Below are 22,342 nucleotides of genomic sequence, written 5' to 3' on the forward strand. Positions count from 1 at the left end.
CGCCGTCCCGTGTGCCCACCCTCCCCCAAGCTCTCGGCTTCGCTCGAGCAGGGGGGACCCCCATCGCCCCAGCGGGACGATTGCCCACACGGGCGTGGGCGAAGGCCCACAACGGGCGGGACGACCGCCCACACGGCAGCGGGTCAGGCCGCCGCGTGGAAGAGGGCTGCCGCCTCGCCGCGGGAGTCGACGCCCAGCTTGTTCAGGATGTTCGCCACGTGGAACTTCACCGTCGACTCGCTGATGTGCAGCTGCTCCGCGATCCGCCGGTTCCGGTGCCCGAGCGCCAGGTGCCGCAGCACCTCCACCTCCCGTTCGCCGAGCCCCGTCAGGGGGTGCGCGGCCTCGACCGGGGCCTCCGGGGTCGCCAGCGGGACGACCGCCGTGATCGTCGTGCCCCATCCGGGGACCGCGTCCATGTCGAGCCGCCCGCCGAGGACGTCGAGCCGGTCCCGGATCGTGCCGGCGCCGAGGTCGCAGGCGGCGAGGGCGCCGGCGCCGTCGTCCCGCACGGAGGCCCGCAGTTCGTGCTCGGTCAGCTGCCAGCCGACGTGGACCCGGTGCACGGACTCCTGTTCCAGGACGATGAGGAGCAGCGACCGGACGATGGCCCGCGCGCTGTGCGCGACATCGGCCGCGAGCGAGCGCGTCGAGTCGGGCGCGCCCAGGTCGAGCCGGACCTTGCTGTGCCGCAGCATGGGCCGCAGTTCGCCGGCCAGCCGCTCGAAGGCGTCGTCGGCGGGCTCCTCCGCGAGCGCCCGGTCCCGCCGCTGCTCGGCCCGCCACTCGACGAGCGCGGTCGCGGCCAGGTCGGTGGCGGTCGCCCGGGCCGTCGTGTCGTCGAGGGCCCGGCTGCGCAGCACCCCGAGGACTCCGGAGAGGGCCGCCGCGTGCGAGGCGGTGAGTTCGGCGATCACGCGCGCGCGGGTGTCGGCCGCCGCCCGGGAACGGGCCAGGGCGCCCGGCATGGCCTCCGTCGCGAAGCGTTCGAAGTGCCCGGTGACCAGGTCCCACAGGGCCTGGGCCGCGGTGAGCGCGGACGCGCCGGCCGGGGCGGCGCCGTCCTCCCGTACGAGCACGAGGACCGCTCCGCGCCGGGTCGCGTGGCTGGTGACGGCGAGGACCTCGCGCTCCCGGCCGCCGATCGTCGCGCGTCCCTGCCAGGGCGCGCCGGGGACGCCGGCCGCGAGCAGCGGGGTCAGCTCGGCGGCGGTCATCAGCTCCGTGCCGCCGAGTGTCTTGAAGGGGGAGTGGGCGCAGTGCGTGGAGAGTTCGGCCGCGTCCACGTGCGGGACCAGCGGTGCGAGGGCGGCCGAGACCTTGGGGAGGATCTCCCCGAGCGGCTGCCTGATGATCTCGTACGCGGTGGTCAGGGTGAGCGCGTCCATGCGGCTCAGCCTAGTCGGGGGCGTTCGGCTGACGGCCCGTCTTTCGGCCAGGCGGGACTGGCCGTTGGGAGGGCGGGGGGAGGGGTGGCGGGAGCGCAGGATGGGGGCATCGAAGATCGAACGGGCGGCAGCGGAGGCTGAGATGGAAGCGATCGTGTACGAGGAGTTCGGCGGCCCCGAGGTGCTGCGCCACGAGGCCGGCGTCGAGAAGCCGGAGCCCGGCCCCGGCGAGGTCCGGGTCAGGGTGGCGGCGGTCGGGGTCAACCCGGTGGACTGGAAGCGGCGTTACGGCTGGGTCGAGGAGTTCTACCCGACGACCTTCCCCGCCGTCCCCGGCCTGGAGTTCGCCGGCACCGTCGACGCGCTCGGCGAGGGCGTCACCGACCTGGCCGTCGGCGACGAGGTCCTCGGCTGGACGAAGACCGGTGCCTACGCCGAGTACGCCATCGCCGGCACCGTCGCCCCGAAGCCCGCCGGGCTCTCCTGGGAGGCCGCGGCCGCCCTCCCGGTGGCGGGCGAGACCGCCCAGCGCGTCCTGGACCTGCTCCGGGTGCGGAAGGGCGAGACGCTGTTCCTGCACGGCGCGGCGGGCGTCGTCGGCTCGGTGGCCGTGCAGCTCGCGGTCGCGGCCGGGATCACGGTGATCGGCAGCGCCTCGGAGTCCAACCACGCGTACCTGCGGGAGCTCGGCGCGATCCCCGTCGCCTACGGGGACGGGCTGGCCGACCGGGTCCGGGCCGCCGCCCCGGAGGGCGTCGACGCGGTCTTCGACGCGGCCGGGCACGGAGTCCTGCCGGTCGCCGTCGAGCTGCTCGGCGGCGGCGACGCGGCGAAGGAGCGGATCGTGACGATCGCCGCGACGGACGCGGCGGAGCACGGCATCGTCTTCTCGGGCGTCACCGCGGAGCCGGACGTCGTGCGGCGCGGGCTCACCGACCAGGCCCGCCTCGCGGTCGAGGGCGCGCTCACCGTCCGCGTGGCGGAGACGCTGCCGCTGAAGGAGGCGGCCCGTGCGCAGGAGTCCAGCGAGACGGGTCATGTACGGGGCAAGATCGTCCTGATCCCGTAGCACTCTGACGTGAGGAAGGCGATGCCGATGTACGCGAGGTCCCTGGGTGACGACGGCGCGGAGCTGCGCCCGCTCGAACCGTGGCAGGCCGAGGAGTTCCTCGCGCACATGGACCGGGGGCGGGAGTTCATCGGCGCCCGCAACGGGCTCCCCGACGTCGTCACCGACCTGGAGTCGAGCCGGGCCTTCCTGCGGGCGTACGCGGAGCGGGCGGCGGCCGACACCGGACGCATCCACGGCATCTGGTCCGACGGCACGCTCGTCGGCGCGGTGATCCTGCGGACGTTCGACGCCGCCGGCGGCAGGGCCGAGGCGGGCTGCTGGCTGGAGCCGGCGGCCGCCGGCAAGGGCCTGGTGACCCGGGCGGCGCGGGCGCTGATCGACTGGGCGGTCGAGGTGCGGGGGATCCACCGGGTGGAATGGGTGGTCTCCTCGTCCAACGAGCCCAGCATCGCGGTGGCCCGGCGGCTGGGGATGACGCGGGACGGAGTCCTGCGGGGGAGCTACCTGTACCGGGGCGAGCGGCACGACGAGGAGATCTGGTCGATCCTGGCGCCGGAGTGGCGCGCCCGGGCCGCGTCGTAACCCTCGCGCCCGGTGTGCCCGGTGCGGGCCCGCCGGGCACATACCGGCACGGACCCGGGCCGCCCGGGACCGGCCGGGGGAACCGCCCCCTGGCCCCACCCGTCCCTCCCCAAGGGGACGACGGGCCGCACCGGGGTGGACGCCGTCCTCCGGACCGTCGGGCGGTGCCGGTCCCACGGGGGTGGACCCGCACCGCCCGCACCGTTCGCACGGGCGGGGCGGTGACCCGGCTCCGACCCCGGTCGCCGCCCCGTCGTCCCACCATCGCCGCTCAGCGCGTGAGCCGCCACGCGGGGACGGCCGACGCGGCGACCGCGACCGCCCCGCACACCCCGGCCGCCGCGCCGACCGTGCCCCACGGCAGGGCCAGGGCCACCGGCGCCGACAGGGTCGCCAGGGCCGCTCCCAGCGTGCCCAGGACCACCGCCGTCACCGCGAGGCCCAGCGCCGTCCCGATGGCGACGGCCAGCGCCGCCTCACCGGTCACGACCCGCAGGATCTGGCTCCGGGTGGCCCCGGCGAGCCGCAGCGAGGCCAGTTCCCCGCCCCGTACCGAGGTCGCCATGAGCAGGGTGTTGGCGAGGCCGATGACCGTGTAGACGAGGGCGATGCCCAGGACCAGGACCATGCCCAGGCGGGACGCCCGGGTGGTGCCCGCCGCGCGTGAGGGCGCCGTCCCTCCGCTCGCCTCCAGGGCCCGGACCGTCGCCGCCCCGCCCCCGCGCGCGTCGATCCGGTCGAGGGTGGCGCCCGGCGCGTTGGCCCGGGTGACGTAGGGCCCGTTGTCGCCGGTCCCGAGCGCGAGGACGGCCGCGACGCGGAGCCGTACGGGGCCGCTCCCGTCCGCCCGCCACACCTCGACGGTCTCGCCGACCCGGTGCCGCTCGAACTCCTCGTTCACGACGATCGACCGGTCGTCCAGGTCCCGCAGGTCCCCCGCGGTCACCGGCAGCCGGGCGAGCTCCGCGAAGGCGGCGGGGTCGGCGACCGCCCGTGCCCCGTACTTCACGACGGCCTCGTCCCCGTCCCGTACGAAGACGGAGGTCGCCCCGGTCGCGGAGAGGACGGCTCCGGCCGGTGCGGCGACCGGCGGCCTCAAGTCCGCGCCGCCGACGACGTACTGGGCGTTCGTCTGTTCCCGGGCCTCGGTCTCCTTCGCGCGCGTGACGCTCGTCGCCGAGCCGAAGAGCGTCCCGGCGAGCGCCACGGTCACGAGGACGGGCGCGGCGACGGCGGCGGTGCGGCGGACGGCGGCCGCGCTGTTCTCCCGTACGAGCGTCCCCACCGCCCCGCGCGCCCGCAGCAGCCGGGCCGCCGGCCGGACGAGGAGCGGCGAGAGCAGCGCGGCGCCGGTGATCAGGAGCATCGGCAGGGTCGTGTACGTCTTCCGCTTGAGCAGCGCGGACGGGTCCGTGGCGCAGGTCCAGGCGAGGAGCCCGAGGCTGGCCAGGACCAGGCCCGTGCCGAGGACCGCGCGGCCGCGGGGCAGGGCGTCGGCGTCGACGTCCGCCTCGCGCAGCGCGGCCGTCGGACCGACCTTCCCGGCCCGCCGGGACGCGGCGACGGCTCCGGCGAGGGCGACGGTCACCCCGGTCCAGAAGGCCGCGTGGAAGGGCCAGGAGGGGCCGCCGACCGTGAACCACGCGGGCGCGAGGCCGCCGTCGACGAGGGTCCGGGCGAGGAGGGGCCCGCCGAGTGCGCCGAGGGCGCACCCGGCGGCGGAGGCGAGCACGCCGAGCACCGCGGCCTCGGCGAGCAGGAGCCGCCGGATCTGGCCGGGGGTGGCTCCGGCGGTGCGCAGGAGCCCGAACTCGCGCCGGCGCAGCGCGACGGCGAAGGCGAAGGTGGACGCGACGACGAAGACGGAGACGAAGGCGGTGACGCCGCCGGAGGTGCCGAGGAGGGCGTTGAGGGTGACGAGGGCGCGGGCGTCCCGCTCGGGGTCGGGGTCGGCCCGGACGCGCTCGGCGCCGGTGAGGACCCGGGCGCGGTCGCCGACGAGCGCCCGCACCTCGGCGGCGGGGGCGTCGACGCCGACGGCGTCGGGGCCGCCGGAGGCGGTGACCCTCCAGCGGGCGCGGAGCTCGCGGACCAGTTCTCCGTCCACAGGCTGTGGACGGTCGAGCCGCTGCTCCACGGGCGCGGTCACGGGCCCGCGCCGTACGTCCAGTGCCAGCCGGTCCCGGCCCTGGACGACGACGGGCGAGGAGGCGAACCGCTCGGGAGGACGCTCGGGCGCGTGGGACGTCGCGGCGAGCCCGAGCCCCATGGTGGCGAGCAGCCCGACACCGAGCGCGAGGGCGACGAAGCCGCCGAGGAAGGAGGCCCAGCGGGCACGGAGCCCGGCGCGTACGACGGTCAGCACGCCGCACCTCCGACGGGGACGCCCGCGGTCTCCAGGGTGGCCATCCGTGCCGTCACCGACTCCACGGTCGGGCAGGCCAGTTCGCCCGCGACCCGTCCGTCGGTCAGGAAGACCACGCGGTCCGCGCGGGACGCCGCCACCGGGTCGTGGGTGACCATGACGATCGTCTGGCCGTCCCGGTCGACCAGCTCCCGCAGCATGCCGAGGACCTCCCGGCTCGTCGTCGAGTCGAGCGCGCCGGTCGGTTCGTCGCCGAAGAGGACGGCCGGCCGCGTGATCAGCGCACGGGCGATCGCGACCCGCTGCTGCTGGCCGCCGGACAGCTCCCCGGGCCGGTGCCGTTCCCGCCCGGCGAGACCCACGCGCGCGAGTGCCTCCCGTATCTCCGTACGGGACGGGCGGCGGCCGGCGAGCCGGAGCGGCAGGGCCACGTTCTGCGCGGCGGTCAGGGAGGGCAGCAGGTTGAAGGACTGGAAGACGAAGCCGATCCGGTCGCGCCGCAGCAGCGTGAGGCGCCGCTCGCTCAGCCCCTGGAGGGCGGTGCCGCCGACCTCGACGGTCCCGGCGGTGGGCCGGTCGAGGCCGGCGGCGCACTGCAGGAGGGTGGACTTGCCGGAGCCGGAAGGGCCCATGACGGCGGTGAAGGTCCCGGTGCGGAAGTCGAGGTCGACGCCGTCGAGGGCGCGGACGTCGCGGTGGTGCCGGGTGAGCCGGCGGAGCCGTACGGCGGCGTTCGAGGTCATGGTCCAAGCGAACCGTCCCGGCCCGCTCCGATCACGACCACCACCGGGCGTCCCGGGGGTGGGCCTGGCCCTACCCCCGGGCTCGGCTCAGCCCTCCCGTGCCGCCCGCACCGCCGCCACGAACACGTCCAGCGCGTCACGGGGTTCGCGGCCGCCGAGCAGCGCGCGCAGATGGCCCCGGTCCACGCCCGTGCCGTCGAGGAAGCCGTGGGCGATCGCCGAGTACGTGCTCGCCAGCATCGGCACCTGGAAGGGCACGGCGCCGGACGCGGCGATCGCCGCGCGGGCCTCCGCGAGCGTGCCGGGGGCGTACGCGGCCCCGAGGGCCGCCGCCAGGTCGGCGCCGCCGAGGGCGCGCTCGCCGACGAGCTCGTACACCCGGTTCCGGTGCGCGGCCGGGTCCGTGGCGACGGCGACGGCGACGTCGGCGAGGTCCTCGCGGGCGACGGCGGCGAGCCGGCCCGCGCCGAGGGGGCCCGTGACGCGGTGCTCGGCGTCGGGGGCGGCGATCCAGGTGAGGAACTCGGCGTAGAGGCCGTTGCGGAGGATCGTCCAGTCGAGGGCCGTCGACCGCCGGAGCCGCCGCTCGGTCCAGCGGTGCGCGAGCGCGTACGCGAGGTGGTCGCCGTCGCCGGACAGGCTCGTGTAGACGACGTGGCGGACACCGGCGGCCTCGGCGGCGGAGATCGCGGCCTCGTGGCGGGCGACGACCACGTCGTCCTCCCCGTACCCGGCGGAGATCAGGAGCAGGGTGTCCACCCCGGCGAAGGCCCCGGGAAGGGTCTCCGGGGCGTCGAAATCGAGGCGGCGGGTGCCGGGAAGCCCGGCGCGGGTGCCGAGGACGACGTCGTCGCGGCCGGCGAGCCGTGCGGCGACGAGAGAGCCGAGGGCGCCGGAGACACCGGTGACGAGCAGCATGGATTCCCCCTGGGGTGGTGACGGCTGAGACCATCGTGACGGGACGGTCAGGAGTGCGGAAGGAGGCACATTGATGTCAGAGGGGCACACGGAGGTAACCACCGAGCCCTTGGTCAGCTGTGCCGAGGACTGCGGGGTGCGGGACGTCCAGGACCGGCTCGGCGACAAGTGGACGGTGCACGTCGTCGTCGAACTCGCCGCCGGGCCGAGGCGGTTCAGGGAGCTCCAGCGGCTCGTCACCGGGATCTCGCAGCGGATGCTGACCCTGACGCTGCGCCGCCTCGAACGGGACGGGCTCGTGTCGAGGACGGTGTACCCGACGACCCCGCCGCAGGTGGAGTACGCGCTCACGGAGACCGGGCACAGCATGACCCGGCTGATCAGACAGCTGGTCGACTGGTCGCTCGACCACCGCGCGGTGATCGCCCGGTCGCGCGAGGCATGGGACACGAGGGGTACGCAGTGAGCAGCACCATCGAGAAGGCCTTCGCGGCGCTGTACGCGAGCGACGACGGCTCCCTCGACACGGCGGCCTCCCTGCTGGCCGCCGACCCGGGCACGGACGCGGAACTCGCCCGGCGCGGAGAGGAGTTCGTACGGACGCTGTGGAGCCGGGGCTGGCAGCCCGCGGACCTGGCGCGGACGGCGCGGCGCGAGCTTGAGGACGAGCACGTACGGCTCCTGGCGGGGCTGATCAGGGCGGAGACGGCCGGGTACGAGCGGCTCCCGCACCGCTGGCGGGCGCAGCTGGACGACCTGGACGGCCCGGACTCCGGCGCCGCCCGCCCGGCGGACCGCTTCTCCCGGGCGACCGCGGTCCTGGAGCTGTACCGGCTGCTCGTCCGGCTGCCGCGCCTCGACGCGGTGGGCCCCGTCCCCGGGGAGGCCCTGCCGCCGGCTGCCGCGGGCGAGCCCCGGATGCTGACCCGGATCAGGGCGCTGCTCGCGAAGGCGGAGGCGACGGGCTACCCGGAGGAGGCGGAGGCGCTCACGGCCAAGGCGCAGGAGCTGATGGCCCGGCACAGCCTGGACGAGGCGACACTCGCGGCGGGCGCGCCGAGCCCGGAGACGCCGGGCGCGATCCGGATCGGGGTGGAGCCGCCGTACGAGCAGGCCAAGGCGATCCTGCTCGACGCGGTGGCCACGGCGAACCACTGCCGGGCGGTGTGGAACGAGGCGTACGGCTTCTCGACCGTCGTCGGCTTCGAGGCGGACCTGGACCCCGTGGAGCTGCTGTACACCTCGCTGCTCGTGCAGGGGACGGCGGCGATGACGCGGGCGGAGGCGGAGCAGCGGGCGGGCGGCCGCAAGCGCACGAAGTCCTTCCGGCAGTCCTTCCTCCTCGCGTACGCGAACCGGCTCGGCGCCCGGCTCTCGGCGACGTCCCGCCGGGTGGCGGCCGAGGCGCCCACGCTGCTGCCCGCCCTGGCCTCCCGGGAGGTGGCGGTGGGCGCGCGGACGGACGAGCTCTTCCCGGAGACGCGGACGACGCGGGTGCGGGCGGCGTGGGACGAGGCGGGGTGGACGGGCGGCGCGTCGGCCGCCGACCGAGCGGGCCTCCACCCGCCCCACCCCCGCCTGCCGTAGCACCCGGACCCGACCCGAGGCCCACCACCTGCGCGGCGCCCACGCCTGGGCGGCGCCTGGCCGGGCGGTGCCCGCGCCCGTGCGGTGCCGCCCCATGCGGGCACGCGCCCGCGCCCGTGTGGGCCTTCGCCCACGCCCGTGTGGCGCCTCGGGCCGCTGCCCGTGTGGGCAATCGTCCCGCTGGGGCGGGACGGGTGGGCACACGGGACGGCGCGCTTCGCGGCGCCTCCGCGTTCTGTGCCTGGACCCGCAGCCCAGTGACGGCGCCCGTTCGGTGCGGGTCAGGGCGCGGGAGCCTGGGCCCGGCACGGGGCGCCGTTCCGTTGTGCCCACCCTCCCCCAAGCTCTCGGCTTCGCTCGAGCAGGGGGGACCCCCATCGCCCCAGCGGAACGATTGCCCACAACGGGGGTGGGGACGCCAAGGCCGCGGCCGCGCTCGGCAAGCGAAAAGCCTGATTCGTCCCCGTTCGCGGATACGCTCTGCCTATGAGCTGGCTCCGGGCGCTGAAGGAGACCGCCCGTTCCGGGCTCACCGTCGAGCGGCGGCGGCTCGAACCCGCCATCGCGGCCCGCGGAGCACTCGGTCTCGCCCTCGTCGTCGGGTTCTCCCTGGCCCTGTTCGGCCCCGCCGTCGCCGCGTCCTCCGCCTTCGGCGCCTTCCAGGCGGCCATCGCCACCTTCCAGCGCTCCTGGCGCCCCCGCCCCACTCTGGCCCTCGCCTCCGGCGCGAGCCTCGCCGTCTCCACCTTCCTCGGGTACCTGACCGCGGCGCACACCGTCCTCTTCCTCGCCCTGCTGGTGCTCTGGACGTTCCTGTCGGGGCTCGCCTGGGCCGCGGGCCCGACCGCCGGCATCATCGCCTCCTCCAACGTGGCGATCATGCTGGTGACGGTCACCCTGCCGACCTCCGTCGCCACCGCCGCCGGCCATGCCGCCGTGATCTTCGCGGGCGGTGTCGTCCAGGCCGCCCTCGTCGTCCTCCTCCCGGTCCGCCGCTGGGGCGCCCAGCGTGACGCCCTCGCGGACGCGCTGGCCGCCGAGGCGGACTACGCCCGCAGGCTGCGCCACGACCCGGTCGCCCCGTTCGACCCGGTACCGCTCATGACGGCCCGCAACGCCGCCGCCGTGACGCCCCGCCAGGCCCGTACCCGTCCGGCGGAGCTGTACGGCGCGCGGGGGCTCGCGGAACGCATCCGTCCGGTCCTGGCCTCGCTGGCGGATCCGGCGGTCGGCGTCCCGGAGGAGGGGCCCGCGCGGGCCCGGGTGCGGGAGGTGCTCGGCGCGGCGGGGGAGGTCCTGGACGCCGCCGCGCACGCGATCCGGCACGGCGAACCGGTCGTCCTGCGGCCGCCCGCGCAGGCCGCCCTCCGCAACCCGGACACCGTCACGATCCTCAGGGGCCCGCCCCGCAGGGCGGCCCTGCGCCTGGTGGCGCTGCTCGACGACGTCGTGGAGACGGCGGAACCGCGCACGGAGACGGCGGGGACGAAGGAGACGGCGGGGGCGGCGGGCACGGGCCGCCGGGCGCACCGGACCCGTCCGACCCTCATCGGTCTCGCGCCCGTCGTCCTCGCGAAGGCACGCGCCGAGCTGCGCCCCGACTCCCCGATCCTGCGGCACGCGGTGCGCGTGTCCGCCGTCGCGGCCGCGGGCTACCTCCTCGGCGGCTGGCTCCCCTTCGGCCACGGCTACTGGGCGCCGATGGCCTCGGTGATGGTGATGCGCCCGGACTTCTCGCAGACGTACGCGCGCGCGGTGGCGCGGTTCGGCGGCACCCTCGTGGGCGTGGCGCTGGCGACGGCGGTCGTGCAGTCGGCGCACCCGGGCACGTACCTCTCCGCCGCGCTCGCGGTGCTGTGCGCCTTCGGGATGTACCTGCTGATGCGGACGGGGTACGCCGCGGCCCAGGTCTTCGTCTCCGCGTACGTCGTCTTCCTGCTGGGCATGGCCGGCGCGGGCCTGGGCCAGACCGTGCGGGACCGGGTGCTGCTGACCCTGGTCGGCGGGCTCCTGGCGATGCTGTCGTACGCCGTCTACCCGGCGTGGGAGACGCCCCGGCTGCGCGGCCGGCTCGCGGACTGGCTGGCGTCGGTCGGCGCGTACGCGGCCGTCGTCACCGCCCGGTACGCCGACCCGGCCGGGCCGGCCAGCCCCGACGTGCGGGAGGCGCTCCTGAGGACCCGCGCGGCCCGGGTGGCCTGGCAGGAGGCGGTGGCCCGGGCGACCCACGAACCGGTGCGGCACCGGGGGCTCTCGCACGCGGCGGTGGAGCAGGCCGAGCACGCGCTCGCGGAGTTCGGCCGGGTGGTGATGCTCCTGGAGGCGCACCTGCCGGAGCACGGCGCCCCGCCCGTGCCCGCCGCCGCGACTCTCGCCGAGTCCCTGCACCGGTCGGCGGAGCGGGGCGCGAAGGACGTGCGGGAGCGCAGGGAGCCGCGGTGGGACGACCTGCGCGAGACGGTCGCCGCCTGGTCCGCCGCACCGCCCGACCACTTCCTGCTCGACAAGGGCGCCGTCCTGCTCCTCGGCTGCCTGGAGGAGCTCACGACGGCCCTGGCGGAGTCGAGAAGGCGCCGCTGACGACGCGAGTTCCGGGCGGCGGATTTCGACGGCGTGTCATCCGGAGCGGTGGGAGCGGGAGTTGAAAGGGACGAGGGGCGCGAACGGTCGCGTCCCCCGGAGATCCCGAGGAGCAACCGGATGAAGAAGTACCTGCTGGCCGCCGCCGGCGTCGTGGCCGCCGCGGTGATCGCGGCACCGTCGGCGGTGGGCGCCGCCGGGTCCCCTGCGCCGGCCGCCGTGTCCGCCCCGGCGAAGGCCGCCGCCCCCGCGGCCCCGGCGAAGGACGCCGCCGCCCCCGCCGCCGCCGCTCAGGCCCCCGCCCGGATCCGTACCGTCCGCTCCGGCGAGCGGATCGACGCCGGGCAGGGGTACACGGTGTGGCTGACGGAGGACGGCAAGCACTGGGCGGACCCGGACGGATTCGAGAACTTCCGCAGCGTGGTCGACGGCAACATCGACCGTTTGCAGCCCGGCGTCAGCCACCAGAGCGAGGGCGGCCCGGCGGGCGCGTTCCACTCGGGCCTCTTCTACGGGACGAAGAGGGCGGGCCGCGTCGAACTGACCGACGCCGGGGGCCACAAGACGGTCGCCACGCTCGTCGCCCTGCCGGGACACCCCGACTGGGGCGTCTGGTACACCCACGCGGGAGCGTCCAAGGACAGCCCGTCCGTGGCGCTCTACGACCGCGCGGGCAAGCTCCTGGCCGAGCTGCCGGCCCGGACGTCCTGACCCGGCGTACGTGACCGCGTACGCCACCGGTGGGGGGCCCGGCACGGGGTGGGGCCCGGCCCCCCCCCCCCCCCCCCCCCCCCCCCCCCCCCCCACACACAGCGCCCCCCCCCCCCCGCCCCCCCCCCCCCCCCCCCCCCGCGGCGGCGCGCCGCGCCCCCCCGATACCACCCCCCCCCACCCAGAATAAAAAACAATCTTTAGCGGGGGCGCAGCCGACTATATATATCCCCCCGGGGGGGGGGCCGCGGCGGGGGGCCCCCCCCCCACCACCCCACCCCTTCCCTCCACCGACAGATCACGAGGTCCGACACCGTGCCGCAGGAGTCCGCCACCGAGGACGACGGCTTCGCCGCGTTCGCCGTCGCCGCCTGGCCCCGGCTGGTGCGCACGGCGCAGCTCCTGACCGGGGACTTCCACGAGGCCGAGGACCTGGTGCAGACGACGCTGGCCAAGGTCTACGGGCGCTGGCGGCGGGTTCCGCGCGCCGAGATCGACCTCTACGTGCGCCGCGCGCTGATCAACAACAACCTCAGCAGGGTGCGCCGGAAGCGGGTCGTCCACCTCCTGACGCCGGTGCTGCCGGAGTCGCTCCGCCACACCTCGGCGGGCCACGCGGAGGCGGTCGAGGAGCGCACGGCGCTGCTCGCCGCCCTCGCGGACCTCACCGCCCGCCAGCGCGCCGTGATGGTGCTCCGCTACTGGGAGGACCTGACGGAGCCGCAGATCGCGAGCGTGCTCGGCTGCTCGCTCGGCACGGTCAAGTCGCACGCCCGGCGCGGCCTCGCGGCCCTGCGCGCCCACCCCCGGCTCGCCGGCGTCCCGGCCGCCCCCGTCCCCTCCCTCCCCCTCTCCTCCGGAGCCCGCCGATGAACCCCACGCCCCTGCCGGAGCCCGGCCCGTCCGCGTCCGGCCCCGCCGACGGCGACGTCCGGGCGGCCTTCGCCCGCGCGGCGCTCGACGTCACCCCGGGGCCGGTGCCGCTGGCCGCCGTGCGGCGCGCGGGCCGGGCGCGCCGCCGCCGCCGGACGGCGGGCCTGTCGGCGCTCTCGGTGCTCGGAGCGGCGGCGGCCGTGGCGGCGGTCGTCGCCCTCGTCCCCGTACGGTCGTCACCGCCGGAGCCGGTGCGCGTGGCCGCGCCGCCGACCGCCGTCCGGCCCACGCAGGCCCCGGACCGGATCCGCACCGTGCGCCCCGGCGAGCGGGTGGACGCCGGGCACGGGTACACGGTGTGGCTGACCGGGGACGGCAAGCACTGGAAGGGCCCGGACGGTCTGGAGAACTTCCGTCGTGTGACCGACGGCAACATCGACCGCTCGCGGCCGGACGTCAGCTATCAGAGCGAGGGCGGTCCCCAGGGCGCCTTCCACTCGGGGCTCTACTACGGGACGGGCGCGGCGGGCCGGGTCGAGCTGACCACCGGGCCCGGGGGGCGCACGGTCCTCGCCACCCTGCTCGAACTCCCGGGCCGTCCGGGCTGGGGCGTCTGGTACGCGCGCACCGGTCCGGGCGGCGGCGGGGTCACCGCCGTCACGCTCTACGACCGCGCGGGCGCACGCCTGGCCGTCCTGGGGAACTGACCGCGCGCCCCTCCGTGCCCAGCGCCGGCGGGGGTGGGGGCCCCACCGGCAGATTTATTGGCAATGGGATTCATTTTCATTTATCCTGCACACCATGGCACGCAACGAGCTCCGCCCCGTCGTCAAGCTCCGGTCCACCGCCGGAACCGGATTCACCTACGTCACCCGCAAGAACCGCCGCAACGACCCCGACCGGCTCAGCCTGCGCAAGTTCGACCCGGTCGCCGGCCGGCACGTCGACTTCCGAGAGGAGCGCTGACCCTCATGAAGCCCGGCATCCACCCCGTCTACGGGCCCGTCGTCTTCCGGGACAAGGCCGGCGGCTTCGCCTTCCTCACCCGCTCCACCCTCGGCAGCGAGAAGACGGTGGAGTGGGAGGACGGTCGCACCTATCCCGTCGTCGACGTCGAGATCTCCTCGGCGAGCCACCCCTTCTATACGGGCACCGCGCGCGTGCTCGACACGGCCGGCCGCGTCGAGCGCTTCGAGAAGCGCTACGGGCGGCGCGAGGCGCCCTGATGTCCCCGGTCGGCCCCGCGGCAGCCCCGGCGGCCGGGGGTCCGGCCGCCTGACCTCCACCGATGACGCGTCGGACGGGGCCTACCCGACGGTAGAACTCTCCGTCGCGTAGTCGCTACGCCACCCCTTGTGCACGTGCATCTGCTCATGCATCGGCATATGAACACAGCTATGATCCGAGGAAGTTGACACCTGCACCAAGCAACTCGGGGAGCTACCAGTGCATCATGCGCATCACGCGTACAACGGCATGGCGGCCACTGAGCTGCGAGGAGTCGTGTGGCAGAAGAGCCGGCACAGCAACTCCCAGGGGTCCTGCGTGGAGTTCGCGAAACTCCCGGGGGGCGACGTCGCCGTGCGGAACTCACGGCACCCCGACGGGCCGGCGCTCGTCTACACACCCGCCGAGATCGAGGCCCTTCTGCTGGGCGTCAAGGACGGCGAGTTCGACCACCTCGTCTGACGACCTCTGAGACGCGAGAAGGGCCCCGACGGTTGCCGTCGGGGCCCTTCTTCCGTTCTCGGCGCTACTCCGGTCCGATCCGGAACAGCGCCCACACCACCTTGCCCTGGAGCGTCCCGGCGAGCGGGTGCCAGCCCCAGCCGTCGCTGAACGAGTCCACCAGGAACAGACCCCGCCCCGACTCGGCGGCGAAGTCCTCCTCGCCGCCGCGCGCCTCCGGGCTCTCGCGGCTGGGGTCGCGCACGGCGCACACCAGGCGCGAGGCCCAGCGCATCAGGTGCAGCCGGACCGGCGGGTTCTGGCCTTCCTCCTGCGGCGCGTCGGCGGGCACCGCGTGACGCAGCGCGTTCGTGACGAGCTCGGAGACGACCAGGGCCACGTCGTCGAAACGCTCCGTCAGCTCCCAGCGGTCGAGCGTGTTGCTGGTGAACTTGCGGGCCCCGCGCACGGCTTCGTACCGGGCGGGCAGGGCGCAGGAGGCGGAGGTGGAGACGGCGCCGGGATCGATCGGCGGCAGGCCCTGCCGTAACGGCTCGAGCACGGTCGATCCATTCGTCCCCATGCGAGGCACTCCCGGGAATCGCGACTGTGGTGCGACAACACGACAACACGAACGAGTACGCGGCTGCGCGGGCTCCATGGTTCCGAATGCGTGCACTGGATGCAAGGGCAGATGCACGTGCACGCGCCGGACCTGTCCGTCCACGCGCCGAATCTGTGCATAAGTCGGCCACACGATGAGGGGAACTTCCCCGGATCCGCACCCACTGTGCCCGCGATGTGCGCGCCGATGCCCGGAAGTCGCCGCCTTTCCGTAATCGAATGTGTACGCGCTGAAGCGTTTGATGGCAGAATCCGGGGCTCGACGGGGGCTCGACACCGTAAAGGGGAGGCGAAGAGCCGTGACCGCAGGCGAATCGGGCGGAGCGAGCGGGAGTGTGGTGCGGCGCATCCTGCTGGGCTCCCAGCTGAGGCGGCTGCGCGAGTCGCGCGGGATCACCCGCGAGGCGGCCGGGTATTCCATCCGCGCGTCCGAATCCAAGATCAGCCGCATGGAGTTGGGACGGGTGAGCTTCAAGGCCAGGGACGTCGAGGATCTGCTCACCCTCTACGGGGTCGGGGACGAGGCCGAGCGCGGCTCGCTCCTCGGGCTCGCCCGCGAGGCCAACGTCGCCGGGTGGTGGCACAGCTTCGGCGACGTGCTGCCGGGCTGGTTCCAGACGTACGTCGGCCTGGAGGGCGCCGCCTCCCTCATCCGCGTCTACGAAGTGCAGTTCGTCCACGGCCTGCTGCAGACGGAGGCCTACGCCCAGGCCGTCGTCACCCGGGGCATGCCCGACGCCCCGCCCGCCGAGATCGACCGCCGGGTCGCCCTGCGCCTGGAGCGCCAGAAGGTCCTCGTCTCCGAGCGCGCCCCGCAGTTCCACGCCGTCCTCGACGAGGCCGCGCTGCGCCGCCCCTACGGCGACCGGGCGGTCATGCGGGGGCAGTTGAGGCACCTGATCGAGATCTCCGAGCACCCGGGCGTCACGCTCCAGGTCATGCCCTTCAGCTTCGGCGGTCACGCCGGCGAGAGCGGCGCCTTCACGATGCTGAGCTTCCCCGAGTCCGACCTCTCCGACATCGTCTACCTCGAACAGCTCACCAGCGCCCTCTACCTCGACAAGCGCGAGGAGGTCGCCCAGTACCAGCGGGTGATGGAGAAGCTGCAGAAGGACGGACCCGATCCGGCCGAAAGCCGGGACCTTCTCCGAGGTCTCCTTCAACTCTCCTGATACATCAGTACGATGACGCCACATCAGTCGCACTGCAGGTAGCGGGTAGAGGGGTCTCATCCATGTCGCACTTCACCGACCTGGCCCACCAGTACATCGACGGCGAGTGGAAGCCCGGAAGCGGCTCGTGGGACATCATCGACTTCAACCCGTACACCGGGGAGAAGCTCGCCTCCCTCACCGTCGCCACCGCCGGTGAGGTCGACCGCGCCTACCGGGCCGCCGAGCGCGCCCAGACCGCGTGGGCCGAGACCAACCCGTACACCCGCCGGCTCGTCTTCGAGCGCGCGCTGCGGATCGTCGAGGACCGCGAGGAGGAGATCGCCGAGACGATCGTCGCCGAGCTCGGCGGCACCCGCCTCAAGGCGGCCTTCGAGCTGCACCTCGCCAAGGAGTTCCTGCGCGAGGCGGTCCAGCTGGCGCTGCGCCCCGAGGGCCGCATCCTGCCCTCGCCGGTCGACGGCAAGGAGAACCGCGTCTACCGCGTCCCGGTCGGCGTCGTCGGCGTCATCTCCCCCTTCAACTTCCCCTTCCTCCTCTCCATCAAGTCGGTCGCGCCCGCGCTCGCGCTCGGCAACGCCGTCGTCCTCAAGCCGCACCAGAACACCCCGATCTGCGGCGGCACGCTGGTCGCGAAGGTCCTGGAGGAGGCCGGGCTGCCGGCCGGGCTGCTCAACGTCGTCGTCACGGACATCGCCGAGATCGGCGACGCGCTCCTGACCCACCCGGTCCCGAAGGTCATCTCCTTCACCGGCTCCGACAAGGTCGGCCGGCACGTCGCCACGGTCTGCGCGCAGAACTTCAAGCACGCCGTCCTCGAACTCGGCGGCAACAGCGCCCTGATCGTCCTCGACGACGCCGACGTCGACTACGCGGTGGACGCGGCGGTCTTCAGCCGCTTCGTGCACCAGGGCCAGGTCTGCATGGCCGCCAACCGCATCCTGGTGGACCGCACACTGGAGGAGGAGTTCACCGAGAAGTTCGTGGCGAAGGTGAAGACCCTGCGCGTCGGCGACCCGGCCGACCCCGCCACCCACATCGGCCCCCTCATCAACTCCCAGCAGGCGGAGGCCGTCTCCTCGGTCGTCGACCAGACGGTCGCGGCCGGCGCGACGGCGCTGCTGCACGGCACGGTCGACGGCAACCTCGTCTCCCCCTCCGTCCTCACCGGCATCGCCGCCGACTCCCCGGTCCTGAGCCAGGAGATCTTCGGCCCGGTGGCCCTGATCGTCCCCTTCGACGGGGAGGAGGAGGCCGTACGGATCGCCAACGACACCCCGTACGGGCTCAGCGGCGCCGTCCACACCGGGGACGTCGAGCGGGGCGTGCGGGTCGCCAGGCGCATCCACACCGGCATGATCCACATCAACGACGGCACCGTGCACGACGAGCCGATCGTGCCCTTCGGCGGCGAGAAGCACTCGGGCATCGGGCGCCTCAACGGCGAGGCGATGGTGGACGCCTTCACCACCCAGAAGTGGATCTCGATCCAGCACGGCCGCAGCCGCTTCCCGTTCTGATCCGCATCCCCTTGCGGACAGAAGGTGTCCGCAAGGGTCCGTAGCGTGGTGGTTGTCGGAGAAGCCACAGCTACGTAAGGCGGAGATCATGGTTGCCCTTGTTCCCACGGAGGCCCACGGCGACGAGCGCGGCGCGTTCCTGAACTTCGTCGAGGCCCAGCGCGCCGCGCTCCGCCGCTCGCTCCTCGGTCTCACCGAGGAGCAGGCGGCGAGCCGCCCCAGCGCCAGCGAGCTCAGCCTCTCGGGGCTGGTCAAGCACGTCGCCGAGGTCGAGCTCAACTGGCTGCGGCTGGCCCAGGAGCAGCCGAACGAGCGCCAGCGCACGGAGGAGACCTGGGGCGACGCCTTCCGGCTCGTGGACGGCGAGACGATCCCCGAGGTCCTCGCCTTCTGGGCGGACGTGGCGAAGCAGACCGAGGAATTCGTCCGCTCGGCGCCGAGCCTGGACGACACCTTCCCGCTGCCGACCGCGCCCTGGTTCCCGGTGGACGGGCGCGTGTCGGTGCGCTGGATGCTGCTGCACCTGGTCCAGGAGATGGGACGGCACGCGGGCCACGCGGACATCGTCCGCGAGTCCCTGGACGGCAAGGGCTCCTTCGACCTGATCGCGGAGGAGAGGGCCCTCGCCTAGGCCGTCTCTTTCGGATCTTGCCGCGCCGACCGACATCGGGGCACGGCGGCGGTGCGTAGTCAAGGCTGACTAGCATCGAGTCATGTCAGCGATCCGACTTCTCGTCCTGGGCGCGGTCAAGCAGCACGGCCGCGCCCACGGCTACCAGGTGCGCAACGACCTGGAGTACTGGGGCGCGCACGAGTGGTCCCACGCCAAGCCCGGCTCGATCTACCACGCGCTGAAGCAGATGGCGAAGCAGGGACTGCTGCACGCGCACGAGGTCGCGCCGAGCGCCGTGGGCGGACCGCCGCGCGTCGAGTACGAGCTGACGGAACGCGGCACCGAGGAGTACTTCGCGCTGCTGCGCGAGGCGCTGACCACGTACGACCAGAAGACGGACGTCCTGTCGGCGGCCATCGGCTTCATGGTGGACCTGCCCCGCGAGGAGGCCGCGGAGCTGCTGCGGCGGCGGGTGCGGGCGCTCGACGAGTGGCGGGTGGCGGTCACGGAGTACTACACGCCGGAGGGCGGCCCGGGGCAGCTCGGGCACATCGGCGAGATCATGCACATGTGGGTCCACTCGGCGGACGCCGGCAAGGAGTGGACGCTCGGCCTGATCGAGCGGATCGAGGGCGGTGCGTACGTGTTCGCGGGCGAGGGTGACCCGTTCGTGGGGGTGCTCGCGGAGGGCGAGGAGAACCCGTATGCGAGCTAATCAAGTTTGATTAATGCCTGAGCAGGGCATACCGTCCTCCGTCGTCGGCGGCTAATCAAATTTGACCAGTGGCTACGTGCGGGAGGAAGACGGATGACATCGGAAGCGGTCCTGGTGGAGGGCGCGCGGAAGCGCTACGGGGAGAAGAGCGCCCTGGACGGGCTCGACCTGGCCGTCGGACGGGGGACCGTCCACGGCCTGCTCGGCCCCAACGGCGCGGGCAAGACCACGACCGTACGGATCCTGGCCACCCTGCTGCGGCACGACGAGGGCCTCGTGCGGGTCGCGGGCCACGACGTACGGACCGGGGCCCGGGAGGTGCGGCGGCGGATCGGGCTGCTCGGACAGCACGCCGCACTCGACGAGGAGCTGGGCGGCCGGCAGAACCTGGAGATGTTCGGCAGGCTCCACCACCTGGGCGCCCGGGGCGCCGGCGCGCGCGCCGACGAGCTCCTGGAGCGCTTCGGCCTCGCGGACACCGGCCGCAAGCCCGTCCGCCAGTACAGCGGCGGCATGCGCAGGCGCCTCGACCTGGCGGCCTCGCTGATCACCGAGCCCGAGGTGCTCTTCCTCGACGAGCCGACCACCGGACTCGACCCGCGGGGGCGCATGGAGGTCTGGGACTCGGTGCGTTCGCTGGTCGGCGGGGGCACGACCGTCCTGCTCACCACGCAGTACCTGGAGGAGGCCGACCGGCTCGCCGACCGGATCTCGGTCGTGGACCGGGGCAGGGTCGTCGCCGACGGCACGCCCGACGCGCTCAAGGCGCGCGTGGGCGCCGACCGCGTCGACGTCGTCGTCCGGGACGCGGCACGGCTCGACGAGGCGGCCGGGCTGCTGCCCGTGCCGAGGGCCCAGGTGCGCGTGGACGCGGACGCGCGGCGGCTGAGCGCACCGGTCACGGACCGGACGGCCACGCTCGCCGAGACCCTCCGGGCCCTCGACGAGGCCGGCGTCGAGGTGGAGGACATCGCCCTGCGGCGGCCGACCCTGGACGAGGTGTTCCTGCTCCTGACGGCGCGGTCCGAGGAGGTGGCGGCATGAGCGCGACGCACGTGGCGGGCGACTGCTGGACCATGACCCGGCGTGAACTCGCCCACTGGGCGCGGCAGCCGGTGCAGGTCCTCGTCGGGCTCGTCTTCCCGGTGATGATGCTGCTGATGTTCGGCTACCTGGTCGGCGGAGGGCGGACCGTCGACGGCGCGTACGTGGACTACCTGGTGCCGGGGATGCTCACCCTGACCATGGTGTTCGGTCTCGAAGGCACCATGACGGCGGTGACGCGGGACCTCGACAAGGGCGTCATCGACCGGTTCCGGTCCCTGCCGATGGCCGACGGGGCGGTGCTCGTGGGGCGGGCGGCCGCCGACATGCTCCAGTCGGCGGTGGGGCTGCTCGTGATGGTCGGCGTGGGGTACGCGATGGGCTGGCGCGCGGACGGCGGCGCCGCGGCCGCCCTCGGGGCGCTGGGGCTGCTGCTCCTGCTGCGCTTCGCGATGCTGTGGATCGGGATCTTCCTGGCCCTGGTCGCCGGGAAGGCGGAGCTGGTGCAGGCCGTGCAGATCCTGGTCTGGCCGGTCGGCTTCCTCTCCAACGCCTTCGCCTCGCCGGACTCGATGCCGGGCTGGCTCGGCACGGTCGTGGAGTGGAACCCGATGTCGGCGACCGCGACGGCGGTGCGCGACCTCTTCGGCGGTCCGGGAGGGGAGCCGGGGCACGTCACGGCCGCGGTGCTGTGGCCGCTGGCGCTGCTGGTGGTCTTCTTCCCGCTGGCGGTACGGAGGTTCGGGCGGCTCGGGAGGTAGCGGCGCGGGAGGCGGCGGCGCGGAAGGGGCGCCGGGCGCGGGGATCAGTGCAGGGAGTGGCCCTCGTGGTCGAGTTCGAGCTGCGGGCGGCCGGTGACGATCAGCCAGGCCGGGAGGGAGGCGAGGCAGAGCACGGCCAGCATCGTGGGGGAGGAGGCGAGGACGGCGCCGGTGAAGAGGCTGATCCAGCCCTGCCGGGTGGTGGCGAGCAGGACGCCCAGGACGGCGGAGGAGACGGCGACGGCCGGGTGGACCTCGGGGACCAGGGCCTGGGCGCACAGGCCGAAGGAGGCGCCGATGAAGACGGCGGGGAAGATCCGGCCTCCCGGGAAGCCGCAGGAAGCGGCGACGAGGAGGGCGAGGAGCTTGATGACGGCCAGCTTGAGCAGCTCGCCCGAGGACCAGCTGCCGATCGAGGCGGTGAGCTCCTTGGTCTCCGCCAGGCCCTTGAAGAGGGTCAGGTGTCCGCCGACGGCGCCCAGGAGACCGAGGGTGAGGCCGCCGAGGGGCAGCATCACCATGGGGTGCCGCAGCCGCCGGTAGACGGCGTGGACGTACGGGAAGAGGTAGCACGCGGCGAGGCCGAGGAGGGCCGCGGCGGAGGCGATCACCAGGGCGGCGGCGATGTCGCCGAAGCCGGGGTCGTCCAGTGGTGGCAGTCCGATGTCGAAGCTGGGCTCGGCCAGGAGCTGGGTGGTCAGCGCGCCGGTGCCGGCGGCGACGAGCGGGGCGAAGAGCCGGTCCCAGAGGGAGCCGCGGCCCGGCTGTCCGGCGAGGGCCTCGGAGAGGACGAGGGCGGCCGCCACCGGGGTGCCGAAGAGGGCGCCGATGGTGGCGGCCGAGGCCAGCGCGACCCAGGCGGCGCCGGGCGTCTCGGGTGCGGCCTTGCGGCCGAGCCAGTACGCGAGCGCGATGTTGGCGGCGATGATCGGGTTCTCGGGGCCGAGGCTGACGCCGCCGGCCAGCGCGAGGGTGCTCGCGAGGAGCAGCCCCGGCACCATCCCCGGGGTGTGCGGCGGTCCGCCGAGCCCCTCGGAGGACGGGTCGGGTCCGGCGTGTCCGGGGATCTTCCACACCACGAGGCCCACGGCGACGCCCGTCGCGGTGAGCATGACGATGATCCAGAAGGAGGAGTACCGCCCGATGCCGAGCGCGTCCGGCAGGTTGTTCCAGAGCACGTGCTGGAACTCCTCCGCGAGGACGCTGATCCCGAGGAAGAGCAGGCTCGCGCCCACGCCGACGAGGAGTGCGGGGAGGATCTGGGGGAGGAGGAGCCGGGCGGACGCCTCCGGGGGAGGCGGAGCATGATCGGTGGCCACCGCCCCACCATAAGTGAGCAAATGCGGCACAACACCCCGAACGTCCCGGAACGGCCCCGGCGCGGGGAACCGGGGACAACGCCCGGG

At 74.5% G+C, this 22,342-nt stretch carries 23 protein-coding genes; 17 read left to right on the plus strand and 6 right to left on the minus strand.

What is annotated here, in order from left to right:
• Nucleotides 1–143 precede the first annotated feature (143 nt).
• Nucleotides 144–1,388, minus strand: a complete 1,245-nt coding sequence (locus ACFV2S_RS31045) for a LuxR C-terminal-related transcriptional regulator (RefSeq protein ID WP_385566478.1) — start codon at nucleotides 1,386–1,388, stop codon at nucleotides 144–146.
• Between the two features lie 142 nt (nucleotides 1,389–1,530).
• Between ACFV2S_RS31045 and ACFV2S_RS31050 the strand changes: the two genes are divergently transcribed.
• Both ACFV2S_RS31050 and ACFV2S_RS31055 read left to right on the plus strand, forming a co-directional pair.
• Nucleotides 1,531–2,457, plus strand: a complete 927-nt coding sequence (locus ACFV2S_RS31050; RefSeq protein ID WP_385566483.1) for an NADP-dependent oxidoreductase — start codon at nucleotides 1,531–1,533, stop codon at nucleotides 2,455–2,457.
• Between the two features lie 27 nt (nucleotides 2,458–2,484).
• Nucleotides 2,485–3,042, plus strand: coding sequence for a GNAT family N-acetyltransferase (locus ACFV2S_RS31055; protein WP_383799022.1), 558 nt, complete (start codon nucleotides 2,485–2,487; stop codon nucleotides 3,040–3,042).
• Between the two features lie 271 nt (nucleotides 3,043–3,313).
• Here ACFV2S_RS31055 and ACFV2S_RS31060 read toward each other — a convergent pair whose 3' ends face one another.
• The 3 genes from ACFV2S_RS31060 to ACFV2S_RS31070 form a co-directional block, all read right to left on the minus strand.
• Nucleotides 3,314–5,407 carry an FtsX-like permease family protein gene (locus ACFV2S_RS31060; protein ID WP_385566490.1) on the minus strand — a complete coding sequence of 698 codons (2,094 nt, stop codon included), beginning with the start codon at nucleotides 5,405–5,407 and terminating at the stop codon, nucleotides 3,314–3,316.
• The gene (locus ACFV2S_RS31065) at nucleotides 5,401–6,150 is read right to left on the minus strand and encodes an ABC transporter ATP-binding protein (RefSeq protein ID WP_385566495.1); all 750 of its coding nucleotides are present in this window, start codon (nucleotides 6,148–6,150) and stop codon (nucleotides 5,401–5,403) included. The genes ACFV2S_RS31060 and ACFV2S_RS31065 overlap by 7 nt, the downstream gene beginning before the upstream one ends.
• 87 nt (nucleotides 6,151–6,237) lie before the next feature.
• Complete coding sequence (locus ACFV2S_RS31070; protein ID WP_385566499.1) at nucleotides 6,238–7,068, minus strand: NAD(P)H-binding protein; 831 nt, start codon at nucleotides 7,066–7,068, stop codon at nucleotides 6,238–6,240.
• A gap of 73 nt (nucleotides 7,069–7,141) precedes the next feature.
• On the opposite strand from ACFV2S_RS31070, the gene ACFV2S_RS31075 reads away from it, so the two are divergent.
• The 9 genes from ACFV2S_RS31075 to ACFV2S_RS31115 all read left to right on the plus strand — a co-directional run bounded on the left by ACFV2S_RS31075 (nucleotide 7,142) and on the right by ACFV2S_RS31115 (nucleotide 14,508).
• A complete protein-coding gene (locus ACFV2S_RS31075) occupies nucleotides 7,142–7,534 on the plus strand; it encodes a winged helix-turn-helix transcriptional regulator (RefSeq protein ID WP_385566503.1) in 393 nt (130 codons plus the stop codon).
• The gene (locus ACFV2S_RS31080; protein ID WP_385566507.1) at nucleotides 7,510–8,655 is read left to right on the plus strand and encodes a DUF2786 domain-containing protein; all 1,146 of its coding nucleotides are present in this window, start codon (nucleotides 7,510–7,512) and stop codon (nucleotides 8,653–8,655) included. The genes ACFV2S_RS31075 and ACFV2S_RS31080 overlap by 25 nt, the downstream gene beginning before the upstream one ends.
• A gap of 486 nt (nucleotides 8,656–9,141) precedes the next feature.
• Nucleotides 9,142–11,235: an FUSC family protein gene (locus tag ACFV2S_RS31085; RefSeq protein ID WP_385566512.1), complete on the plus strand. Its 2,094-nt coding sequence runs from the start codon at nucleotides 9,142–9,144 to the stop codon at nucleotides 11,233–11,235.
• Nucleotides 11,236–11,355: 120 nt separating this feature from the next.
• Entirely contained in the window at nucleotides 11,356–11,946 is a 591-nt protein-coding gene (locus ACFV2S_RS31090) for a hypothetical protein (RefSeq protein ID WP_385566517.1), read from the plus strand.
• Between the two features lie 315 nt (nucleotides 11,947–12,261).
• Nucleotides 12,262–12,819 carry a SigE family RNA polymerase sigma factor gene (locus ACFV2S_RS31095; RefSeq protein ID WP_385566522.1) on the plus strand — a complete coding sequence of 186 codons (558 nt, stop codon included), beginning with the start codon at nucleotides 12,262–12,264 and terminating at the stop codon, nucleotides 12,817–12,819.
• Nucleotides 12,816–13,526 carry a hypothetical protein gene (locus tag ACFV2S_RS31100; RefSeq protein WP_385566527.1) on the plus strand — a complete coding sequence of 237 codons (711 nt, stop codon included), beginning with the start codon at nucleotides 12,816–12,818 and terminating at the stop codon, nucleotides 13,524–13,526. The genes ACFV2S_RS31095 and ACFV2S_RS31100 overlap by 4 nt, the downstream gene beginning before the upstream one ends.
• A gap of 94 nt (nucleotides 13,527–13,620) precedes the next feature.
• Entirely contained in the window at nucleotides 13,621–13,785 is a 165-nt protein-coding gene (gene rpmG, locus ACFV2S_RS31105; RefSeq protein ID WP_041129871.1) for a 50S ribosomal protein L33, read from the plus strand.
• A gap of 5 nt (nucleotides 13,786–13,790) precedes the next feature.
• Nucleotides 13,791–14,045, plus strand: a complete 255-nt coding sequence (locus ACFV2S_RS31110; protein ID WP_385566534.1) for a type B 50S ribosomal protein L31 — start codon at nucleotides 13,791–13,793, stop codon at nucleotides 14,043–14,045.
• Nucleotides 14,046–14,295: 250 nt separating this feature from the next.
• Nucleotides 14,296–14,508, plus strand: coding sequence for a DUF397 domain-containing protein (locus ACFV2S_RS31115; protein ID WP_063992029.1), 213 nt, complete (start codon nucleotides 14,296–14,298; stop codon nucleotides 14,506–14,508).
• A 64-nt stretch (nucleotides 14,509–14,572) separates the two neighbouring features.
• Here ACFV2S_RS31115 and ACFV2S_RS31120 read toward each other — a convergent pair whose 3' ends face one another.
• Nucleotides 14,573–15,070, minus strand: coding sequence for an ATP-binding protein (locus ACFV2S_RS31120; protein WP_385566540.1), 498 nt, complete (start codon nucleotides 15,068–15,070; stop codon nucleotides 14,573–14,575).
• Between the two features lie 340 nt (nucleotides 15,071–15,410).
• Between ACFV2S_RS31120 and ACFV2S_RS31125 the strand changes: the two genes are divergently transcribed.
• The 6 genes from ACFV2S_RS31125 to ACFV2S_RS31150 all read left to right on the plus strand — a co-directional run bounded on the left by ACFV2S_RS31125 (nucleotide 15,411) and on the right by ACFV2S_RS31150 (nucleotide 20,936).
• Nucleotides 15,411–16,283 (plus strand): helix-turn-helix domain-containing protein, encoded by an 873-nt coding sequence (locus ACFV2S_RS31125; RefSeq protein ID WP_383795514.1) that lies wholly within the window; start codon nucleotides 15,411–15,413, stop codon nucleotides 16,281–16,283.
• Between the two features lie 62 nt (nucleotides 16,284–16,345).
• Nucleotides 16,346–17,803: an aldehyde dehydrogenase family protein gene (locus tag ACFV2S_RS31130; RefSeq protein WP_385566545.1), complete on the plus strand. Its 1,458-nt coding sequence runs from the start codon at nucleotides 16,346–16,348 to the stop codon at nucleotides 17,801–17,803.
• An 88-nt stretch (nucleotides 17,804–17,891) separates the two neighbouring features.
• Entirely contained in the window at nucleotides 17,892–18,434 is a 543-nt protein-coding gene (locus ACFV2S_RS31135) for a DinB family protein (protein ID WP_385566549.1), read from the plus strand.
• 82 nt (nucleotides 18,435–18,516) lie between these two features.
• Nucleotides 18,517–19,131, plus strand: a complete 615-nt coding sequence (locus ACFV2S_RS31140) for a PadR family transcriptional regulator (RefSeq protein ID WP_385566554.1) — start codon at nucleotides 18,517–18,519, stop codon at nucleotides 19,129–19,131.
• Between the two features lie 93 nt (nucleotides 19,132–19,224).
• Nucleotides 19,225–20,175, plus strand: coding sequence for an ATP-binding cassette domain-containing protein (locus tag ACFV2S_RS31145; RefSeq protein WP_385566559.1), 951 nt, complete (start codon nucleotides 19,225–19,227; stop codon nucleotides 20,173–20,175).
• Entirely contained in the window at nucleotides 20,172–20,936 is a 765-nt protein-coding gene (locus ACFV2S_RS31150; protein WP_385566564.1) for an ABC transporter permease, read from the plus strand. The genes ACFV2S_RS31145 and ACFV2S_RS31150 overlap by 4 nt, the downstream gene beginning before the upstream one ends.
• A 44-nt stretch (nucleotides 20,937–20,980) precedes the next feature.
• On the opposite strand, the gene ACFV2S_RS31155 is transcribed toward ACFV2S_RS31150, so the two are convergent.
• Complete coding sequence (locus ACFV2S_RS31155) at nucleotides 20,981–22,255, minus strand: ion channel protein (protein ID WP_385566569.1); 1,275 nt, start codon at nucleotides 22,253–22,255, stop codon at nucleotides 20,981–20,983.
• Between the last annotated feature and the right edge of the window lie 87 nt (nucleotides 22,256–22,342).

Source organism: Streptomyces sp. NPDC059695, from assembly GCF_042733785.1.
Classification (GTDB): Bacteria; Actinomycetota; Actinomycetes; order Streptomycetales; family Streptomycetaceae; genus Streptomyces.

Bases quoted from the DNA above. Each gene is read 5' to 3' on its own strand.
- ACFV2S_RS31045 (WP_385566478.1), bottom strand. From the start codon at position 1,388: ATGGACGCGCTCACCCTGACCACCGCGTACGAGATCATCAGGCAGCCG.
- ACFV2S_RS31065 (WP_385566495.1), bottom strand. From the start codon at position 6,150: ATGACCTCGAACGCCGCCGTACGGCTCCGCCGGCTCACCCGGCACCAC.
- ACFV2S_RS31130 (WP_385566545.1), top strand. From the start codon at position 16,346: ATGTCGCACTTCACCGACCTGGCCCACCAGTACATCGACGGCGAGTGG.
- ACFV2S_RS31100 (WP_385566527.1), top strand. From the start codon at position 12,816: ATGAACCCCACGCCCCTGCCGGAGCCCGGCCCGTCCGCGTCCGGCCCC.
- ACFV2S_RS31145 (WP_385566559.1), top strand. From the start codon at position 19,225: ATGACATCGGAAGCGGTCCTGGTGGAGGGCGCGCGGAAGCGCTACGGG.
- ACFV2S_RS31110 (WP_385566534.1), top strand. From the start codon at position 13,791: ATGAAGCCCGGCATCCACCCCGTCTACGGGCCCGTCGTCTTCCGGGAC.
- ACFV2S_RS31085 (WP_385566512.1), top strand. From the start codon at position 9,142: ATGAGCTGGCTCCGGGCGCTGAAGGAGACCGCCCGTTCCGGGCTCACC.
- ACFV2S_RS31050 (WP_385566483.1), top strand. From the start codon at position 1,531: ATGGAAGCGATCGTGTACGAGGAGTTCGGCGGCCCCGAGGTGCTGCGC.
- ACFV2S_RS31120 (WP_385566540.1), bottom strand. From the start codon at position 15,070: ATGGGGACGAATGGATCGACCGTGCTCGAGCCGTTACGGCAGGGCCTG.
- rpmG (WP_041129871.1), top strand. From the start codon at position 13,621: ATGGCACGCAACGAGCTCCGCCCCGTCGTCAAGCTCCGGTCCACCGCC.
- ACFV2S_RS31080 (WP_385566507.1), top strand. From the start codon at position 7,510: ATGGGACACGAGGGGTACGCAGTGAGCAGCACCATCGAGAAGGCCTTC.
- ACFV2S_RS31055 (WP_383799022.1), top strand. From the start codon at position 2,485: ATGTACGCGAGGTCCCTGGGTGACGACGGCGCGGAGCTGCGCCCGCTC.
- ACFV2S_RS31140 (WP_385566554.1), top strand. From the start codon at position 18,517: ATGTCAGCGATCCGACTTCTCGTCCTGGGCGCGGTCAAGCAGCACGGC.
- ACFV2S_RS31115 (WP_063992029.1), top strand. From the start codon at position 14,296: ATGGCGGCCACTGAGCTGCGAGGAGTCGTGTGGCAGAAGAGCCGGCAC.
- ACFV2S_RS31075 (WP_385566503.1), top strand. From the start codon at position 7,142: ATGTCAGAGGGGCACACGGAGGTAACCACCGAGCCCTTGGTCAGCTGT.
- ACFV2S_RS31150 (WP_385566564.1), top strand. From the start codon at position 20,172: ATGAGCGCGACGCACGTGGCGGGCGACTGCTGGACCATGACCCGGCGT.
- ACFV2S_RS31135 (WP_385566549.1), top strand. From the start codon at position 17,892: ATGGTTGCCCTTGTTCCCACGGAGGCCCACGGCGACGAGCGCGGCGCG.
- ACFV2S_RS31070 (WP_385566499.1), bottom strand. From the start codon at position 7,068: ATGCTGCTCGTCACCGGTGTCTCCGGCGCCCTCGGCTCTCTCGTCGCC.
- ACFV2S_RS31090 (WP_385566517.1), top strand. From the start codon at position 11,356: ATGAAGAAGTACCTGCTGGCCGCCGCCGGCGTCGTGGCCGCCGCGGTG.